An 18289-nucleotide genomic window follows, 5' to 3' on the forward strand; every position below is an offset into this window, starting at 1 on the left:
AGAAGGGGGCGGCCCGGTGGGCCGCCCCCTTCTCCCATGTCCGCTCAGTCCACGTCGACCGCCGCCTCGGCGAACTGCGCCGAGTACAGCCGCGCATACGCCCCGCCGGAGGCGATCAGTTCGTCGTGGGTGCCCTGCTCGACGATCGCGCCGTCCTCCATCACGAGGATCACGTCGGCGTCGCGGATCGTGGACAGGCGGTGGGCGATGACGAACGACGTACGCCCGGCGCGCAGCGTGTTCATCGCCCGCTGGATCAGCACCTCCGTCCGCGTGTCCACCGAGCTGGTGGCCTCGTCCAGGATCAGGATGCTGGGCTCCGCCAGGAACGCCCGCGCGATCGTGACGAGCTGCTTCTCGCCGGCCGAGACATTGGCACCCTCCTCGTCGATCACCGTCTCCATGCCGTCCGGCAGCGTCCGCACGAAGCGGTCCACGTGCGCCGCCTCCGCCGCCGCCGCGACGTCCGCGTCGGACGGCGCGTCCGCACCGTAGGCGATGTTCTCCGCGATGGTCCCGCCGAACAGCCAGGTGTCCTGCAACACCATCCCGACGCGCTCGCGCAGCTCGGCCCGCGGCAGAGTCGCGATGTCCACGCCGTCGAGGGTGATCCGTCCGGATGTCACGTCGTAGAAGCGCATCAGCAGGTTGACCAGCGTGGTCTTGCCGGCGCCGGTGGGCCCGACGATCGCCACCGTCTGCCCCGGCTCGGCCACGAACGACAGGTCCTCGATCAGCGGCCGGTCGCTCACGTAGCGGAACGACACGTGCTCGAAGGCGATCCGACCCGCGGCCGGCCGGACGCCCGGCGACACCGGATCCGGCTCCTGCTCCCGCGCGTCGAGCAGGGCGAAGACCCGCTCCGCCGACGCCACCCCGGACTGCACCAGGTTGGCCATGCTCGCCACCTGGGTCAGGGGCTGGCTGAACTGGCGCGAGTACTGGATGAACGCCTGCACCTCGCCGAGCGACAGGGAACCCGAGGCGACCCGCAGGCCGCCCACCACCGCCACCAACACGTAGTTGATGTTGCTGATGAACATCATGGCCGGCTGGATCAGACCCGAGATGAACTGGGCGCGGAAGCTGGACGCGTACAGCTGGGAATTGTGTTTCTCGAAGGTCTCCGCCGCCTCCTTGCCGCGACCGAAGACCTTGACCAGCGAGTGGCCGGTGAACATCTCCTCGATGTGCCCGTTGAGCCGCCCGGTGGTCTTCCACTGCGCGACGAACTGTGGCTGCGAACGCTTGCCGATGCGGGTCGTGACCCAGATCGACACGGGTACGGTGACCAGCGCGATGACCGCCAGCAGCGGCGAGATCCACAGCATCATCGCCAGCACCCCGACGATCATCAGCAGTGCCGTGACGAGCTGGGCCAGCGTCTGCTGCATCGTCTGCGCGATGTTGTCGGTGTCGTTCGTCGCCCGGCTCAGCACCTCGCCGCGCGGCTGCTGATCGAAGTAGGACAGCGGCAGCCGGGACAGCTTCGCCTCCACGTCCCCGCGCAGCCGGTGGACGACGTTCTGCGCCACCCGTGCGGTGAGCCGGCCCTGGAACACGCCGAACACCCACGCCGCGACATAGAGCACCAGCACCCACAGCAGGATGTGGCCGAGCCGGTCGAAGTCGACGCCACGGCCCGGCACGAAGTCCATGGCGGCGAGCATGTCGGCGCGGCCGCTCTCGCCGCGGGACCGCAGCTGCGCGACGACCTCGTCCTTGCTGACGCCGGCGGGCAGGTCACCGCCGACGACCCCGGCGAAGACGACGTCGGTGGCGTGGCCGAGGATGCGCGGCCCGATCACCGACAGTGTCACGCTGGCGATGCCGCACAACAGCACTAGGCCGGCCAGCGTCCGCTGCGGGCGCAGCAGGCCGAGCAGCCGCTTGCTGGAACCCTTGAAATCCTTCAGTTTCTCGGCCGGCATCCCGCCGGCCATCATCCGCGCCGGCCCCATGGGCGGCGGTACGGCCCGCCGTTCCGTCGTCGTCACGCTGTGCCCCCCATTGGCATGCCTTCCTGGCCCTCGCCGTGCTGGCCGTCACTCGCCGCCGGCAAGCGAGGCTCGGTGCAGTCGGTCATGCCGCTGCCTCCTGCTCGGTGAGCTGGGAGAGCACGATCTCCCGGTAGGTCTGGTTCGTCTCCATCAACTCGCCGTGGGTGCCGCTGCCGACGACCAGGCCGTCGTCGAGCACCACGATCCGGTCGGCGTCGCGGATGGTGCTGACCCGCTGGGCGACGATCACCACGGTCGCGTCCGCGGTCTGCCGGGTCAGGGCAGCCCGCAGTGCCGCGTCGGTGGCGTAGTCGAGCGCCGAGAACGAGTCGTCGAAGAGATAGATCTCCGGCCGGTGCACCAGCACCCGGGCGATCGCCAGCCGCTGGCGCTGGCCGCCGGAGACATTGGTGCCGCCCTGGGCGATCGACGCCTCCAGGCCGCCGTCCATCCGCTCCACGAAGTCCCGCGCCTGCGCCACCTCCAGCGCCGCCCACAGTTCCTCGTCGGTGGCGTCGGGGTTGCCGTACCGCAGATTCGAGGCGACCGTCCCGGTGAACAGGTACGGCTTCTGAGGCACCAGACCGACCGTGCGAGACAGCAGGCCGGCGTCGAGGTCGCGCACGTCGACGCCGTCGACCAGCACCGTGCCGCCGGTCGCGTCGAACAGCCGAGGCACCAGGTTGAGCAGCGTGGTCTTGCCGGAGCCCGTGCTGCCGATGACCGCGGTGACCTCGCCCGGCCGGGCCCGCAGGCTTATTCCGGACAGCACCGGCGCCTCCGCGCCGGGATAGTGGAAGTCCACGTCGCGCAGCTCCAGGTGGCCGTGCCGGTCGAGAGTGGTGACCGGGGCGACCGGCAGCCGCACCGAGGCCTCGGTGTCCAGCACTTCCTGGATGCGCTCGGCGCACACGTCGGCGCGCGGGATCATGACGAGCATGAACGTGGCCATCATGATCGCCATGAGGATCTGCATGAGGTAGCTGAGGAACGCGGTGAGCGCGCCGATCTCCATCGGTCCGCTGTCGATGCGGTGCCCGCCGAACCACAGCACGGCGACGCTGGAGACGTTCACGACGAGCATCACGGTGGGGAACATCAGCGCCATGAGCTTGCCTGCTCGCAGGGAGACATCGGTCAAGTCGTCGTTGGCGGCGCCGTAGCGGGCCTGCTCGCGGTCGTCGCGGACGAACGCGCGGATCACCCGGATGCCGGTGATCTGCTCGCGCATGATCCGGTTCACCGTGTCGATGCGCGTCTGCATGCCCCTGAACAGCGGGCGCATGAAGGCGATCAGCACGACCACTACGATCAGCAGCAGCGGCACGATCACCAGGAGCAGGCCGGACAGCGGCACGTCCTCGCGCAGCGCGAGCAGGATGCCGCCCACGCACATGATCGGTGCCGAGACCATCAGCAGGAACCCCATCAACACCAGCATCTGCACCTGCTGGACGTCGTTGGTGACCCGCGTGATCAGCGACGGCGCCCCGAACTGGCCCACCTCGCGGGCCGAGAAGCTCATCACCCGGTCGAAGATCGCGGCTCGGATGTCCCGCCCGGCACCCATGGCCACCTGCGCGCCGAAGTACACCGCGGCGATCTGGGCGACGATCTGGACGAGCGTCACGCCGAGCATCGCGGCGCCGACCTCCAGCACGTAACCCGTGTCACCGGGCACGACTCCCTCGTCGATGATGTCGGCGTTCAGCGCGGGCAGGTAGAGCGTGGCGAGAGTGGCGACGAACTGAAAGAGCACCACCAACAAGATCGATTTTCGGTACGGCCGCAAGCGCGCACGCAGCAGTCGGATCAGCACCGGTCAGACCCCCCATGATCGATCCGGGACGAGACGAGCAGCCCGTCGAGCAGGAGCGAGACAATCTCGTCCGCATTGAAACTCGGGTCGCCGAACGGCCCGAAGGAATTTGCTCCGCAGAAGAGCAGAAGGAGCCCCGCGGCCGTGCCCGGTGACCGCCGCAGCAGGGCGGCGTCGGGCTCGATCAACGCGGTGAGCCCGGCATGCAGCCGCTCGCGGCCCGCGGCCATTCGGGCGGCGGCGTCCGGGTGGGTGTCCGAGTCGAACAGCAGCTTGCGGGCACCCGCCAGGAGATGGGTGTTCGAGGCGAAACGCTCGCTGATCAGCGTGGCCGCGCGGATCAGCCGCTCCCGCAGTCCGGCGGCGGGGTCGATGGCGGCGATGGCGTCCAGGGTGGGTTGCGGTTCGAGGGCGCGCAGCAGGGCCGCGACGACCAGCGAGCCCTTGTCGGGGAAGACGCCGAAGATGGTGCCCTCGGCGACCCCGGCGGCCTGGGCGATCTGGCGCGTGCTGACGTCGAGACCGAACTCGCACAGCAGGGGAACGGTGGCGGCGATGAGTGCGGCCCGGCGGTCGTCGGGTGCCATCGCGCGCACCCGTCGCCGCCGGACCTCGGGAGAAGTCACGCCGGGAAGCCTAATGAGCGAGCGCTCACTCAGCCAGTGAATTAATCCTCTCGGCGGCGAGCGCGGCCCGGGCGGCGGGCACGGCCCGCACCCGGTCCTCGGGGACCAGGCCGAGCCGGGTGCGCCGGTCCAGCACGTCGTCCTCGGTCAGGGCGCCCTCGTGCCGTACGGCGAAGAGCAGCTCCGCGCCGGTCACCTCGATCCCCGGTGCGACCGGTTTCCGCAGCTCCGGATCCGCCTCGCCGAGCGCGTGCACCGCCGGAGCCTCGGCGCCGTACCGGGCGATCAGCCGCGCCGGCGCCGGAATCCCGGCCAGGCGGTCGGGCGCCGCCGCGCCGACCAGCGGCGTGCGCGCCGAGCGGCACGGGCCGGCGGACAGGCCCGCCTGCCGCACCGCGGCGTCGACCGCGTCGGCCGCCATCTTCCGGTACGTGGTCAGCTTGCCGCCGACCACGGTGGTGACGCCGCCGGGGGAGGTCAGCACCGCGTGGCTGCGCGACAGGTCGGCGGTGCGGTCGGCGCGCCCGGCCAGCAGCGGCCGCAGGCCGGCGAACTTGCCCACCACGTCCGCCTCGGTCACCGTCACGTCCAGCGCCGTGGCGAGCACGTCGAGCAGGAACCCGACCTCCAGCGCGCTGGGCTCCGGCACATCGCTGACCGGACCCTCGACCGGCTCGTCGGTGAGACCGGCATAGACGAGACCGCCGGGCTGGGGCAGCGCCATGACGAACCGGTTCGTCTCGCCCGGCACCGGAATGGTCAGGGCCGCCGTCGGGTGGCCGAGCGTGGCGGCGCGCAGCACCAGGTGCGTGCCGCGCGACGGGCGCAGCCGCACCGTGGGGTCGAGCTGCCCGGCCCAGACGCCGGTGGCGTTGACCACGGCCCGGGCCCGGATCTCGTGGTGCTCGCCGGTCATCGTGTCGCGGACGGTCGCGCCTCGGCCGTGCAGTTCCTCGGCGGCGCAGTGGGTCAGAATGCGGGCGCCGAAGCCGGCCGCGGTCCGGGCCAGGGCCACCACCAGCCGAGCATCGTCGACTAGCTGGCCGTCCCACTGCATCAGGCCGCCGCGCAGCCCGTTGCGACGCACGGCGGGGGCCAGGCGTCGCACCTCGGGGGCGGAGATCCGCCGGGAGCGGGGGAGTGCGGCGCTCGGAGTGCCGGCCGCGGCGCGCAGCGCGTCTCCGGCGGTGAATCCCGTGCGGATCAGCCACTCGCGCGAGCGCGACACGAACGGCGTGAGCGGCAGCAGCATCGGCAGCGCGCTGACCAGGTGCGGTGCCGTACGCAACAGCAGGATGTTGCGCTCGGCGGCACTCTCGTAAGCCAGCCCGACATGCCCGCCCGCGAGGTAGCGCAGTCCACCGTGGACCAGCTTGGAGCTCCAGCGAGAGGTGCCGAAGGCGAGGTCGCCCGAGTCGACGGCGGCCACCGACAACCCGCGGGAGGCGGCGTCCAGCGCGACACCGGCGCCGGTGACGCCCAGGCCGATGACGAGCAGGTCGACCGTGGTGCCGCCGGCGAGGTCGGCGAGCTCGCGCAGGCGGCGGCCGGCGGAGAGCGAGGTCGCGCTCATGGCCGGAAGTACCGGTCGAGGAGCAGCCGCAGCTCGTCGTCGAGGGCTTCCTCGGTGACCTTGGAGTCGCCGGCCTCCCCCACCATCGTCGCCGCCGAGACGACGAAACCGTGCATGGCCAGTATCGCCGCGCGCGCGAGCAGCACCGGATCCTGCCGGCGCAGCGACCCGTCGCCGTCGCCCGCCTCGATCCAGGTCACGAGGTGGTCCAGGATGGCGTCCTGCACGCCGCCGCGCCGGTCGACCAGGTAGGGCACCAGCACCTCGGGGTCCAGCTCGACCACCCGGCGGAACATCGCGTGGCGCCGCAGCGCCCGCCCGCCGCGCACCAGGGCGTCGACGATGCGCTCGCGGGCGGTCGCTCCCTCGGCCTCAGCCTCGGCGTCGATCACCAGCGCGGTCCACTCGCGGGTCATCAGGTCGGCCATCAGCGTCGCCATGTCCGGCCAGCGCCGGTACATCGTCATGCGGGAGACGCCGGCCCGGCGGGCCACGTCGGTCAGCGTCGTGCGCCGCAACCCGACGGCGAGCACGCACTCGCGCGCCGCGTCGAGCAGGGCGTCCTCCGCACCATTCCGTGCGGAGGGACTGTTACGAGTTGACGTCATGTGTCACAGTGTAACGCATGACCACCTTCCGCTGGGGAGATCCCGCCGACGCCGTCACCCTGCCATCCTCGGTGCGCGACCTGCTCACGGCCGCACTGGGCGTGACCGGGCCCCGCCCGGCCGCCGAGCCCGTCCTCGACCCTCCCGCACCGCTGCCGGACTTCCCCGGCCTGGACGTTACCGCCGAGACGCGCCTGCGCCACGCCGGCGGCATGTCCACCGAGGACCTGCTCACCGGCCGCTCCGGCACGGTGCCCGACGCGCCCGACGGCGTGGCGCGGCCCGCCACCCACGACGAGGTGCTCGACGTGCTGCGGATCGCCGCGGAGCACCGGATCGCCGTCGTGCCGCACGGCGGGCGCACGTCCGTCGTCGGCGGCCTGCGCGCCGTCCGGAACGGCTACGCCGGCGTCGTCGCCCTCGACCTGAGCGGCCTCGACCGGCTGGTAAGCCTGGACCGCACCTCGCGCACAGCGACCTTCGAGGCCGGCGTTCCCGCCCCCCGGGCCGAGGAACTGCTCAACGCGGAGGGCTTCACCCTCGGCCACTTCCCGCAGTCGTTCGAGTTCGCGACGATCGGCGGCTTCGCCGCCACCCGCTCCAGCGGCCAGGCCTCGGCCGGGTTCGGCCGGTTCGACCAGATGGTCGTCGGCCTGCGCGCCGCCACCGGCGCGGGCACGATCGACCTCGGCCGGGCCCCGCAATCCGCCGCCGGACCCGACCTGCGCCAGCTTCTCCTCGGCTCCGAGGGGGCGTTCGGCGTCGTCACCGAGGTGACCGTGCGGATCCGCCCGCTGCGCGAGCTGCACTACACCGGCTGGTCCTTCCCGTCGTTCGAGGCGGGCATGCGCGCGGTGCGGGCGCTCGCCCAGGACGGCCCCCTGCCGGCGGTGCTGCGGCTCTCCGACGAGGCCGAGACCATGATCAACGCGGCGACCGGCTCCAGCTCGGACGCCGGCGGCGGCTGCCTCGCGATCGTCGGCTGCTTCGACGGCACCGACCCCTCCGACCGGCTCAGGGAATTCGGGGGTGAGCCGCTCGGCGAGGCGCCGGGCAAGGCCTGGGAGGCGGGCCGGTTCCGGGCGCCGTACCTGCGGGACGCGCTGCTCGACGCCGGAGCACTCGCCGAGACCCTGGAGACCGCGACCTTCTGGGACCGGCTGCCCCAGACCTACGCCGCGGTCCGCGACGCCCTGGTCACCACCCTCGGCGACGGCGGCACCCCGCCGATCGTCATGTGCCACATCTCGCACGTGTACGAGACCGGCGCGTCGCTCTACTACACCGTCGTGGCGGCCCAGTCCGAGGACCCGGTCGCGCAGTGGCGGGCGGCCAAGACGGCGGCCGGCGACGCGATCTCGGCCTCCGGCGCGACCATCACCCACCACCACGGCGTCGGCCGCGACCACCGTGCCTGGTACGCCACGGAAATCGGCCCCGTCGGCGTCTCGGTGCTGCACGCGGTCAAGCAGGCCATGGACCCGCACAACGTGCTGAACCCGGGAATCCTCCTACCATGATCCGCGAGACGTTCACGGCGGTGGTGAACCCCGCGGCCGGCTCGGGTGCCGCCGCCGCGACGATGATCGGCCTGGCCCGTGCGCTGCGCGAAACCGGCGCCCGGGTCCAGGTCACCTACAGCCGCGGCCTGGCACACGCCACCGAACTCGCCGCCGCCGCGGCCGCCACCGACGGCGAAACGGTCCTCGCGGTCGGCGGCGACGGCATCGTCGGCGCCGTGGCCGCGGGCCTGCTGGGCACCCAAGCGGAACTGGGCGTGGTCCCGGCCGGCCGGGGCAACGACCTGGCGCGCGCCGTGCGCATCCCCCGCGACGACGTGGCGGAATTCGCCGCGGCCCTGCGGGAGAGCCCGAGCCGCCCGGTCGACGTGGCCATGGCCGGCGAACGCGTGGTCATCGGCAGCGTCTGCGCCGGCCTGGACGCGGCCGCCAACGACGCCGCCAACCGCTGGCGCCTGCCCCGCAAACCGATCGCCTACCAGATCGCGGCGGTCGGCGTCCTCGCCCGCTGGAAGCCGATCACCTACGAACTGACCGTCGACGGCGTCTCGGAACAGCTCCGCGGCAACACCGTGGTCGTCGCCAACTGCAAGTGGTACGGCGGCGCACTCCAGATCGCACCATCAGCCGTCCTCGACGACGGCCTCCTGGACCTGGTAACGATCGGCGACCTCAACCGCCGCCGCCTCGTACCGGTCCTGACCGCCATGCGCCGCGGCGCCCACGTGACCATGCCGGGCATCACCAGCCGCCCGATCCGCGAGGTCACCATCGCCACGGACCGCCCGACCCCGTTCTACGCCGACGGCGAGCGGCTGCCCTCGGGCCCGCTGACGGTCCGCGTCCGCCCATCGGCGCTCCGCCTGATCGGCGCCTGAGCAGTCGTGGGCCGCCCTCCGCCAGGGGCGGCCCACGACGAACCCGTATCCTCCGCGCCTGAATCACCGGGCGCTATGGCTGGACTCGCCGAAGCCGTGCCGGCGCCAGCGGCGCGAGGAGCTACGGCAACGACGTGCTCTCCGGTTCCTCCCGATTCTCCTCGTGGCGTGGGCAGGGGCACGTGTTCGGATAGGGGCAGTCGCGGTGCCAGGAGAGCTTCCGGTCGAGGGTGTTGATTGCCGCACCGTGGTTCTCCAGCCAGCACGGCATGGTCAGACTCCGTGGCTTGTCGGTCGTCAAAGCGTTGACCGTTGACGCTGGTTGGCGCTGCATGCCGCCTGACCAGGTGTAAGAAGCGGCCGGTCCACCCGACTGAATTCAGCGTTCCGGTAGTCTCGCCGCACCGCGGCGCGGCCCACCGTATGCACAGCTTCGGTCGGCACCGTCCACCCCGGAGGCGCCTGGACCGGGCATGGCCACTGCCTGATGCCGCACTGACAGACAGACCCGCCGCCAGGGCGCCCACCACAGCGGTCGAGGTCCGTGGATGGTGTGGTTGTGCATCGCTGCCTCCGCCCGTCGAGGGAGGCGACGAGCGGCGGTTAGTGCGCTCCCCAGCCACCCGCCGCCTCCTGACCTGAAGCTTCGCGGGCACGCAGGGGGGGTGGGTGCGACAGCGCGTACTACTGGGACACCGTGATGAGACTGCCGGGTAGGACGAATCGTCCTACCCGGCGGGAACACCCATCCGCTCTGCGAGGCTCACCAGACCGGGAAGGCGCTGCTTGCGGCGGCGTGGGAGCAGCTCAGCAACGATGGTCCGGGCGATCGTCTGGTGGAAGAACAGGTCCGGAGCGATCTTCTCTGCCCGCAGGAGCGTGCCCACCGCGGCCTGCGAGCGATAGTCGGCCATCTGCGCCCAGGCCACCGTAAGCAGATGTCGCGAGCGCATCGACGGAGACACCGAGCCGAAGTTCGGGACCTGGTCCTCGAGAGCGAGGGCCTGGCGGTGGCGGTCGGCGGCGCCAGCGACTGCCACGGCAGTCATCGTGGCCAGCGTTGCCCCGAATGCCAGCCCAGCCAACGGCCGGGTGGACTTGTCGGTGACGCGTTCCGTCCATGCCCTGGCGGGTCGCGCCGCCTCGACGCGGGCCGCGGCGAGCCGCAGGCGCGGGAGGAGCTCGGCCGCCTCCGTGTGGCGTCCGTCGCGCGCCAGGGCCACGCACGCATAGCGGAGGTTCTCGCCCCAGATGGCGACCTGGTCCACATTGGCTGTCGCCATGGACGGCTCGATGGAGCGGGCTGTTGCCAGCGCCAGGGACTCGGCCTCGCCGAGCAGTCCTTGCCGGGACAGCATCCAGGCCCGGGTCGCGGACATCCCCGCGACCAGGAGCTCGTCTTCGGCGTGCCCTGCCGCGGCGAGGGCCTGGTACATGGCCAGCGCGGCAAGGTCGTCATGGGCGAGGTGGGCGAGGAGCGACGCGACCAGGTGGAGGAAGTCAGCGAGAACTGCCTGCGCCTGGCGTGCCGCAGCCGGGTCGGCAGCAGCTCGGACGGATGCGCGTGCTGCGGTGATATTCGCCGGGAGGGCCCGCGCAAGTGCGGCGTACCTGCCCACCCAGTACAGCCGCCACGCGTCGCCCAGTTCGTCGCGCAGCACAGCCGCGTCCGGCTCTGCTTCCGCGGGGATCAGGTCTAGGACGGCTCTGCGCAGGTGGGCGATCTCGCCGTCCTCAGCGCCGACGACCAGGCCACGCGGTTTGCCGATGAGTTCCGCCAGGTCCTGATCGAGGGCGCCGGCGATCTTGACCAGAGTTCCGAGTCGGGCGGTGTGGCGCTGTCCCTGCTCGAGCTGGCGGACGGTGTCGACGGATATGCCTGCGGCTTCGGCAACGTCGCGCTGGGACATGCTGCGACGGCGTCGGTAAATGGCCAGTTGCTCACCGAGAGTGCGGGTCATGGCGGACTCCCTGGTTGAGGTCAGGGTGGGTGGCCGGCGCTACTCCGGCCGCCCCGCACCTGCAGCCTATCCGCGACCGCCGCTGACCTCGATGGTGCGAACTTGCCAGCCGGGTCCCATCAGGGGGCGCCGCGGTGCATGATGTGGCCGGTCGCCGTGAAGGCCTCGTTGCCCACCAGGCGACCGGTTCTGGTCTCGGTGATGACGAAGCCTTCCGCGCGGTAGAGCGCCACCGCCGCCGGATTGCCCGCCAGCACGGTGACTTCGATCTGGTCGGCGTCGCATGCGGCGACCGCGTGGCGTAGCAGGGCCCGGCCGATGCCTTGCCGGTAGCGGGCCGGGTCGACGTACAGCCAGGTGATCTCGTCGTCGTCGTGTGCCACGAAGCCGGTCACCGTGCCGCCGTCGTCGGCGACCCAGAGGTGGCCGTCGAAGAGGCCTTCGCCCTCGGCGGTTTGCGCCAGGGTCAGGAATGCCTCGACGCCCACGGAGTCGCGCAGCTCGTCGAGGCGTGCGGCGTCGTGGATGCGGGCGATCTCCGGCCAGTCGTCGTCCCGGTATCCCCTGATGAGCATCCGGACATGATGTCGGCCCCGCGTCGGCGGCGCACGCGGATTTCCGGACGCCTGGTTACGTCAGGAGCGAGCGGATCACGATGATGGCCACGAAGACGACGATGAAGGCCAGGTCGATGCTGACGCCGCCGACGCGCAGTGGGGGCAGGACGCGGCGGACCGGGGCGAGGATCGGCTCGGTCACCGTGTAGATGCCCGCGGTCAGGCGGGAGCGGAAGGAGCCGGGGAGGCTCGGTCCGGCCAGCGTGGCCGTCCAGTCGAGGACCGCCCGGACGATCAGCAACACCTGCACCAGCAGCAACAGCAGGCTCACGATGGTGAGCAGAGATCCCATGGACTACCTCCAAGACCCGGTGGACCACTCACTATGCGGGGCTTTGTTGTGAATTTGCTGAAGCTTCGGTGAGTTCCCGCCGAGGGTGGCCGGTCAGCGGGTGGACGGGCCGCTGGGCGCACCGGCGTGCCCGGCGCCGGCGAAGGTCCGCAGTAACCGCGTGGCGGGCTCGTTGTCTGCGGCGGGACAACTCGTCGTTTGCCCCATTACGTCCTTTACGCGTGGGACCATCGTTGCTCGGGGCCTGCCGCCGCGACCTTGGGCGGGCCTGTTATCCGAGACCCGCAAAGGACTGAAGCATGGGCAACGTTGACAAGGGCGCCGCTACGGAGCCGCAGCCGGACGACGGCGCGAACGAGGTGTACTCGTCGGCCGTCTCTCGCCGTACCCGGCTGCGCAGACAGGCCATGATCGGCGGGGCCGGTCTGCTCGCCGTCCTCGGGGTGGGCGGACTCGTCGCGCACCAGGTGCTCGACGACCGGGACACCGCTCCCGCCGCCCAGACCGGGGCCGAGGAGCCGACGGTGCCGGGTGCCGCACCGGCGACCTCCGGGGTCGTGCCACAAGCCGCGCCGTCCACCGGCGCCCGGGCCAGCTCCGCCGCCGCGCCACCGAAGTCGCCCGCCGCTAAGACGACGACACACTCCAAAGCCGATGCCGAGCGGATCGCGGCGGTCCGATCCGCTGCGGCGAAGGCCAGCGCGAGTGCGCAGATCCGACGGCCGGTGCCGAACGCCGCTGCCGCGAACGTGGACGCGTCCGCGGTCACCTCCACCACCGTGCGGCAGGGCGGGGAGGCGTTGCGGATCAAATCCGCCCGGCAGGATCTCACCGGCTATCGCGAGCTGGGCTGGATCGCCGACGAGGGGGTCCAGGTGGGCAACTCCCGGTGCACTCAGAGGATCCGGCTGAGCACCAACACCGCGGCCCGCGAACGCCCGACTCTGCTGATTTGCTGGCGTACCAGCGCGCAGAAGAGCGTTTACACCGTGGCCGTCAAGACGGACGGGCGCCCGTCCAAGGAGTTGAGCGTTGCGGAGATCGACAAGCAGTGGGCCAAACTCGGCTGACCCTGCGTCGACCCCACAAGCGGCGGCCCGGAGCGCGTGTGCTCCGGGCCGCTGTTGGTGCTTCGTTGGGTCATCGGGTGGTGCCTAGGGCGTCACCCGGGCGCTCCGACTTAGTACGGGGCGATGGTGAAGGTGGCACCGCTGGTGATGTCGGACTCCACGTAGCCATTGGGAGCAACCGCATCCTCAGCCGCCTGGTTCGCCAGAGTGGAGCCGCTGGCGACCACCGTCACGGTGTACGCCCCCAAGTCTTCTCCCGTGGTGTCGAGGGTGCAGATCAGCTCGGTGTCCATGATCGGCAGGACGTCCTCACACTCGATATCGGAGTTGGGCGCAGTCTGGGTGTATGGCGCGTCACGGACAAGGTAGACGTGTGCGGCGCTAGCGGCCGACCCCCAGTTCAGCTCCAGGAAGCCGGCTCCCATGATGTCGAGGTCGACCTCACCGCCCTCGGGCGCGGTGTTCGGCGAGATCGAGAGTCCGAAGCTGTAGTTGTAATAGAGGGGGTTGTTGGTAGCGGGGTTATTGTCAGGGTCATCGCTGCTGACCCTGCCGCCCGCGGCCGTCACGACCAGCGTCTGGTCGGCGGTCGACGGGTTCGACGGGAGGGTGCCGACGAAGCTCAGGCCGTTGGTGGCCACCCTGATGTTGGTGAGCGCACGTCCGCCGAGCGTGGCGTTGGTCGCCGTCGTGCCGGCAACAGCGCCGGCGCCGGGCGTGAAGCCGGTTCCCGTGACGGTGATGTCGTTGCCGCCGAGCGAGGGCCCGCCCTCCGGGGTGAACTCGGTGATGGTGGGCGGCACCGCGATGGTGTACGTCCCCTTGGCGATCAACGGGCTCGTGGTGGCCACGGTGCCGCTGTAGACGCACAGGTTGTACTTGGCGGAGGTCTGGTTGGCGGCGAGCTTGAGGCCGTCGTTGTTCTGACCACTTGCGGCATCGTCCGACGGGATGGTGATGGCGAGCTTCGTCGTCGACAGCTTCTTCACGTCGGCGGCGGCGGTGATCACGACGCCGCCGGTCAGCGCGTAGGGGCTGGTGGCGTTTGCGGTGATCGCCGCGGCGGCCTTGTAGGTGAGGCTGCAGGTAGCCGCTGCGCTGGCCCCGAACCACTGGAACTGGACATACGGAGTGACGCCGGCGGTGAAGGGCGCGGGGTCATTGGCGGTCACGGTAGCCGTGGCGGTGATTGTGTTGCCACCCTCGCTCGGGCCGCTGGGGCTGCTCAGGACGAGGGCGTTTGGCGCCGCGAGCGCTGGTGTGGCGGTGGCGGCGAGCAGCATGGCGGTGGCCGCTCCCGCCGCGAGCCCGGCGCGGATCAGCCGGGATTTGGATCTGGACATGGACTTACGCATGCGTGGTCCCCTCCTACGGTCCTCACGAACCGCGTCGGTTGGTGTGGATAAGGCGCGCGCCGGTGATTCTGCGGCCATCTCGCGGAAGCGTAACCAAATGTGCTCAGCCAATTGCTTAGAGTCACGAAAACCATTGGATTGTTACCGCCCAGGAGGTCATCCCGCACGGCCGCGACACTTCTGCGCCGGGTCGTCGATCGGTGCGTCGCGTGGGGTGGCCGGGGTGCCCGCACGGCCTTCGCGGCAGCTGGGTTCTTGAGTGGATCTTCGAGTTCGGCCTAGGCTCAGAGGGTCAGGTCGTTGAAACGTTTAAATTCCTGACCCGCTCCGTGCCCTTCTCTCATCGACCGAGGAGAACCGCATGGCAAGAACCGCGACAGCCAGGGCGGCAACCGCCGTGCTGGCCGCGATAGTCGCGCTCCCGCTGTCCGCCGTCCCCGCCGAAGCCCGCCTCGATGACCGGAGAATTGAAACGCTCTCCGGCGCGCACTGGATCTGGTTCCCCGAGGGGGACCCCGCCACGTCGGCACCCGCCGCCACCCGTTACGTGCACCGTGTCTTCACCGCCCCGGCCGGTCCCTACTCCGAGTCCCAGCTTGTCTTCACCGGCGACGACACCGTCGACGTCTGGCTCAACGGCACCTGGCTCGCCGGCTCGCCGCGCGTCGCCGATTCCTGGAAGAAGGCCCTGTCCGTCGACCTCGCCGCAGCCCTTACGCCGGGCACCAACACCCTCACCATCGCCGCGCGCAACAGCGGCGGACCGGCCGGCGTCGTCGGCCGGCTGCGCGTCGTGTCGGCGCAGGGGACGGTGGAACTCACCACCGACGGTGCCTGGGAAGCCGCCGACGCCGTGCCCCAGCGCTGGGTGCCCGCCAAGGACCTCGGGGCATACGGCAGCGGGCCGTGGCGCGAGAACGTCGCGCTGCCCGATCCCGGTGCCGCCTCGCCGGTCACGGTCGGTGGGCTCACCACCGAACGCCGGACCGACCCGGTGGGTGTCGACGCGGCGAAGCCGCGCTTCGGCTGGCGGCTTGACTCGGCCGCGAAGGGCCAGGTGCAGGGCCGCTACCAGGTCACCGTGGGCACGACCCCGGGCACGGCCGACGTCTGGGACAGCGGCACGGTCGCGTCGCAGCGATCGGTCGACGTCGCGTACGGCGGCCCCGCGCTGGCACCCAACCGCACCTACCACTGGCGGGTCCGGATCTGGGACGCCCAGGGACGCCCCGGCCCGTGGAGCGCCGCGGCCCGGTTCGACACCGGCCTCGCCGCCTGGCAGGCCGACTTCATCGGGGTGCCCGGCACCGCCGACCTCGCCGGCGCGTCCTGGATCTGGTACCCCGAGGGCGATCCCGCGGTCTCCGTGCCGGCGGCCACGCGCTACTTCCGGCGTACGGTCGAGATCGCCTCGCCCGGCCCGACCACCCTGGTGGTGACCGGCGACGACACCGCCGACGTCTGGGTCAACGGGGCGCCTGTCAGCACGTCGCGGCGGTTCACCGACTCGTGGAAACGCGCCACCACAGTGGACGTGACCGCGCAGCTCAGGGCGGGCGCGAACACCATCGCCGTGGCGGCGTCCAACACTTCCGTCGGGCCGGCCGGGGTCATCGCCAAGCTCCAGGGCGCGGTGACGACGGGCACCGACGCGGCCTGGAAGGCATCGCAGAGCGCGCCCGCCGGCTGGCAGAACCCCGGCTTCGACGACTCCGCCTGGCCCGCCGCCCGCGTCGCCGCCGCCTACCGGTCCGGGCCGTGGGGTGACCAGGTCATCGTGCCGAACCCGGCGCCGCGGCTGGGCAAGACCTTCGACATCGGTAAGCCCGTGGCCCGGGCCCGGCTCTTCGCCACCGCGCTGGGACTGCACGAGACGTATCTGAACGGCGCCAAGGTGAGCGAGGAACGGCTCGCCCCGGGCTGGACCGACTACACCAAGCGCCTGCAATACCGTGCCTACGACGTGACCGCGGCTCTGAAGCCCGGTGCCAACACGCTCTCCGCGTTGCTGGGCAACGGGTGGTACTCCGGCAGCCTCGGCATGGGCGGCAACCGGCGCTACGGCGCGTCGCCCTGGTATTCGGCCCAGCTCATCGTCGAATACGCGGACGGAACACGCGCGGACGTGCGTACGGATGCGTCGTGGTCGGCGACCACCAGCCCGGTCGTTTCGGACGACCTGTACCACGGCGAGGATTCCGATGCCCGCATCGCGGGCGGCGCCGCACGGGCCGTGACCGTGCGCACCGGCTCGCTGCCGCGGATCGTCGCCCAGGTTGACCCGGGCGTGACCGTGCAGCAGCAGCTGCGCCCGGTGCGGCTCACCCAGCCGAAGCCGGGCATGTGGATCGCCGACCTCGGCCAGAACTTCACCGGCTGGAACCGGCTGCGGGTCGAGGGCCCGGCCGGCACGAGGGTGACCCTGCGCCACGGCGAGATCCTCAATGCCGACGGCACCCTCTACACGGCGAACCTTCGCTCGGCCCAGCAGACCGACACCTTCACCCTCGCCGGCGGCGGGCCGGAGACCTTCGAGCCGCACTTCACCGTGCACGGCTACCGATATGTGGAGCTGACCGGCTTCCCCGGCACGCCCACGGCCGACAGCTTGACCGGACTGGCCGCCTGGACCGACGGCGCCCAGACCGGCACGTTCACCACCTCCGACCCGCTGGTGAACCAGGTGCAGAGCAACATCGTCTGGGGCGCCCGCTCCAACATGCTGTCGATTCCCACCGACTGCCCGCAGCGCGACGAGCGGCTGGGGTGGACCGGTGACATCGCGGCGTTCGGTGCCACCTCCACATTCAACTTCGACACCCGGGGCCTGCTCAGCAAGTTCGCCACCGACATGGTGGACGCCCAGCGCGCCGACGGCGCCTTCACCGATGTGGCGCCGGACGTGCTCGGCGGGGCCGGCAAGGCCGGCTGGGGCGACGCGGGCGTCATCGTCCCGTACGTGCTCTGGCAGCGTTACGGCGACCTCACCGCCGCCGACCAGCACTTCGACGCGATGGCCCGCTGGGTCGACTACCTGCGGGCGACCGCGGGCGCCGACCTGATCCGCAACCGCGACACCTACGGCGACTGGCTCAACGTCAACGATCCCACCGCCAACGACATCACCAGCACGGCGTTCTTCGGCTGGTCGGCGCGGCTGGTCTCGCGGATGGCGGCGGCGACCGGGCGCACCGACAAGGCAGCCGCCTACGGCGATCTGGCGGACCGCATCGGCACCGCGTTCACCCGCCGGTTCATCGCCGCCGACGGCACGGTACGCGGTGACAGCCAGACCGGGTACGTCCTCGCCCTGGCCTTCGGCCTGGTCCCGCCGGACCGGACGCAGGCGGTGGCGGACAAGCTCGCCGCGAAGGTGGCGTCGCGCTCCGGTCACCTCTCCGTCGGGTTCATGGGCGTCGAGAACCTGCTCCCGGTGCTCGCCGGGCACGGGCACCTCGACACGGCGTACCAGATCCTGCGACAGCCGGATTATCCCGGCTGGGGCTACATGAACTCCCGGGGAGCGACAACCATCTGGGAGCGCTGGGACGGCATCCGGCCGGACGGCACGTTGCAGGACCCCGGCATGAACTCCTTCAACCACTACGGCCTGGGGTCGGTCGGCGACTGGCTCTATCGCAGCGTCGGCGGCATCGCCCCGGCGGCGCCGGGGTATCAGCGGCTGCTGCTCGCGCCGAAACCCGGCGGCACGCTGACGTCCGCGACGACCGCGCTCACCACCGGGTACGGCCAGGCACGGACACAGTGGACCAGGGACGGCGGCAAGCTGACCCTGACCGTGGTGGTGCCGCCGAACGCGACCGCGACGATCGAGGTTCCGGCGACCTCGGCGGCTGCGGTCACCGCCCCGGCTGAGGCGGTGCCGCAGGGCTTCGCCGCCGGCACCGCGTCGTACTCACTGGGCTCGGGGTCGTACACCTTCACGGCGAACTGAGCCGGACCGGCGCCG

General features: G+C 71.4%; 13 protein-coding genes. 4 read left to right on the plus strand and 9 right to left on the minus strand.

What is annotated here, in order from left to right; translation table 11 throughout:
• Window positions 1-44: 44 nt before the first annotated feature.
• From AB0M36_RS02195 to AB0M36_RS02215, 5 genes are all read right to left on the minus strand, one after another.
• On the minus strand, window positions 45-1961 hold the full coding sequence (locus AB0M36_RS02195; RefSeq protein WP_364152230.1) for an ABC transporter ATP-binding protein: 1917 nt from the start codon (window positions 1959-1961) through the stop codon (window positions 45-47).
• 121 nt (window positions 1962-2082) lie between these two features.
• Window positions 2083-3819, minus strand: a complete 1737-nt coding sequence (locus AB0M36_RS02200) for an ABC transporter ATP-binding protein (protein ID WP_364151015.1) — start codon at window positions 3817-3819, stop codon at window positions 2083-2085.
• Window positions 3813-4445: a TetR/AcrR family transcriptional regulator gene (locus tag AB0M36_RS02205; protein ID WP_364151017.1), complete on the minus strand. Its 633-nt coding sequence runs from the start codon at window positions 4443-4445 to the stop codon at window positions 3813-3815. The genes AB0M36_RS02200 and AB0M36_RS02205 overlap by 7 nt, the downstream gene beginning before the upstream one ends.
• Before the next feature lie 25 nt (window positions 4446-4470).
• Window positions 4471-6018, minus strand: a complete 1548-nt coding sequence (locus AB0M36_RS02210) for a glycerol-3-phosphate dehydrogenase/oxidase (RefSeq protein ID WP_364151020.1) — start codon at window positions 6016-6018, stop codon at window positions 4471-4473.
• The gene (locus AB0M36_RS02215) at window positions 6015-6626 is read right to left on the minus strand and encodes a helix-turn-helix domain-containing protein (RefSeq protein WP_364151023.1); all 612 of its coding nucleotides are present in this window, start codon (window positions 6624-6626) and stop codon (window positions 6015-6017) included. Before AB0M36_RS02215 ends, AB0M36_RS02210 begins: the two co-directional genes overlap by 4 nt.
• Before the next feature lie 17 nt (window positions 6627-6643).
• Here AB0M36_RS02215 and AB0M36_RS02220 point away from each other — a divergent pair, with 17 nt between their 5' ends.
• Together AB0M36_RS02220 and AB0M36_RS02225 are read left to right on the plus strand one after the other, a co-directional pair.
• On the plus strand, window positions 6644-8146 hold the full coding sequence (locus AB0M36_RS02220; protein ID WP_364151025.1) for an FAD-binding oxidoreductase: 1503 nt from the start codon (window positions 6644-6646) through the stop codon (window positions 8144-8146).
• On the plus strand, window positions 8143-9024 hold the full coding sequence (locus AB0M36_RS02225) for a YegS/Rv2252/BmrU family lipid kinase (RefSeq protein WP_364151028.1): 882 nt from the start codon (window positions 8143-8145) through the stop codon (window positions 9022-9024). The genes AB0M36_RS02220 and AB0M36_RS02225 overlap by 4 nt, the downstream gene beginning before the upstream one ends.
• Before the next feature lie 728 nt (window positions 9025-9752).
• On the opposite strand, the gene AB0M36_RS02230 is transcribed toward AB0M36_RS02225, so the two are convergent.
• The 3 genes from AB0M36_RS02230 to AB0M36_RS02240 all read right to left on the minus strand — a co-directional run bounded on the left by AB0M36_RS02230 (window position 9753) and on the right by AB0M36_RS02240 (window position 11894).
• Window positions 9753-10985 (minus strand): helix-turn-helix transcriptional regulator, encoded by a 1233-nt coding sequence (locus tag AB0M36_RS02230; RefSeq protein WP_364151031.1) that lies wholly within the window; start codon window positions 10983-10985, stop codon window positions 9753-9755.
• A gap of 119 nt (window positions 10986-11104) precedes the next feature.
• The gene (locus AB0M36_RS02235) at window positions 11105-11560 is read right to left on the minus strand and encodes a GNAT family N-acetyltransferase (protein WP_364151033.1); all 456 of its coding nucleotides are present in this window, start codon (window positions 11558-11560) and stop codon (window positions 11105-11107) included.
• 55 nt (window positions 11561-11615) lie between these two features.
• Window positions 11616-11894: a YggT family protein gene (locus AB0M36_RS02240; RefSeq protein WP_364151036.1), complete on the minus strand. Its 279-nt coding sequence runs from the start codon at window positions 11892-11894 to the stop codon at window positions 11616-11618.
• A gap of 299 nt (window positions 11895-12193) precedes the next feature.
• Between AB0M36_RS02240 and AB0M36_RS02245 the strand changes: the two genes are divergently transcribed.
• Window positions 12194-12964 (plus strand): hypothetical protein, encoded by a 771-nt coding sequence (locus AB0M36_RS02245; protein WP_364151038.1) that lies wholly within the window; start codon window positions 12194-12196, stop codon window positions 12962-12964.
• Between the two features lie 110 nt (window positions 12965-13074).
• Here AB0M36_RS02245 and AB0M36_RS02250 read toward each other — a convergent pair whose 3' ends face one another.
• Complete coding sequence (locus tag AB0M36_RS02250; protein ID WP_364151040.1) at window positions 13075-14307, minus strand: IPT/TIG domain-containing protein; 1233 nt, start codon at window positions 14305-14307, stop codon at window positions 13075-13077.
• 373 nt (window positions 14308-14680) lie between these two features.
• Here AB0M36_RS02250 and AB0M36_RS02255 point away from each other — a divergent pair, with 373 nt between their 5' ends.
• Window positions 14681-18274, plus strand: a complete 3594-nt coding sequence (locus AB0M36_RS02255; RefSeq protein WP_364151043.1) for a family 78 glycoside hydrolase catalytic domain — start codon at window positions 14681-14683, stop codon at window positions 18272-18274.
• Window positions 18275-18289 lie beyond the last annotated feature (15 nt).

The organism is Actinoplanes sp. NPDC051346, assembly GCF_040682215.1.
Lineage (GTDB): Bacteria > Actinomycetota > Actinomycetes > Mycobacteriales > Micromonosporaceae > Actinoplanes.

Coding starts and splice junctions, on each gene's coding strand:
- AB0M36_RS02210 (WP_364151020.1), bottom strand. CDS start 6,018: ATGAGCGCGACCTCGCTCTCCGCCGGCCGCCGCCTGCGCGAGCTCGCC.
- AB0M36_RS02220 (WP_364151025.1), top strand. CDS start 6,644: ATGACCACCTTCCGCTGGGGAGATCCCGCCGACGCCGTCACCCTGCCA.
- AB0M36_RS02230 (WP_364151031.1), bottom strand. CDS start 10,985: ATGACCCGCACTCTCGGTGAGCAACTGGCCATTTACCGACGCCGTCGC.
- AB0M36_RS02195 (WP_364152230.1), bottom strand. CDS start 1,961: ATGGGGCCGGCGCGGATGATGGCCGGCGGGATGCCGGCCGAGAAACTG.
- AB0M36_RS02250 (WP_364151040.1), bottom strand. CDS start 14,307: ATGTCCAGATCCAAATCCCGGCTGATCCGCGCCGGGCTCGCGGCGGGA.
- AB0M36_RS02225 (WP_364151028.1), top strand. CDS start 8,143: ATGATCCGCGAGACGTTCACGGCGGTGGTGAACCCCGCGGCCGGCTCG.
- AB0M36_RS02235 (WP_364151033.1), bottom strand. CDS start 11,560: ATGCTCATCAGGGGATACCGGGACGACGACTGGCCGGAGATCGCCCGC.
- AB0M36_RS02245 (WP_364151038.1), top strand. CDS start 12,194: ATGGGCAACGTTGACAAGGGCGCCGCTACGGAGCCGCAGCCGGACGAC.
- AB0M36_RS02240 (WP_364151036.1), bottom strand. CDS start 11,894: ATGGGATCTCTGCTCACCATCGTGAGCCTGCTGTTGCTGCTGGTGCAG.
- AB0M36_RS02215 (WP_364151023.1), bottom strand. CDS start 6,626: ATGACGTCAACTCGTAACAGTCCCTCCGCACGGAATGGTGCGGAGGAC.
- AB0M36_RS02255 (WP_364151043.1), top strand. CDS start 14,681: ATGGCAAGAACCGCGACAGCCAGGGCGGCAACCGCCGTGCTGGCCGCG.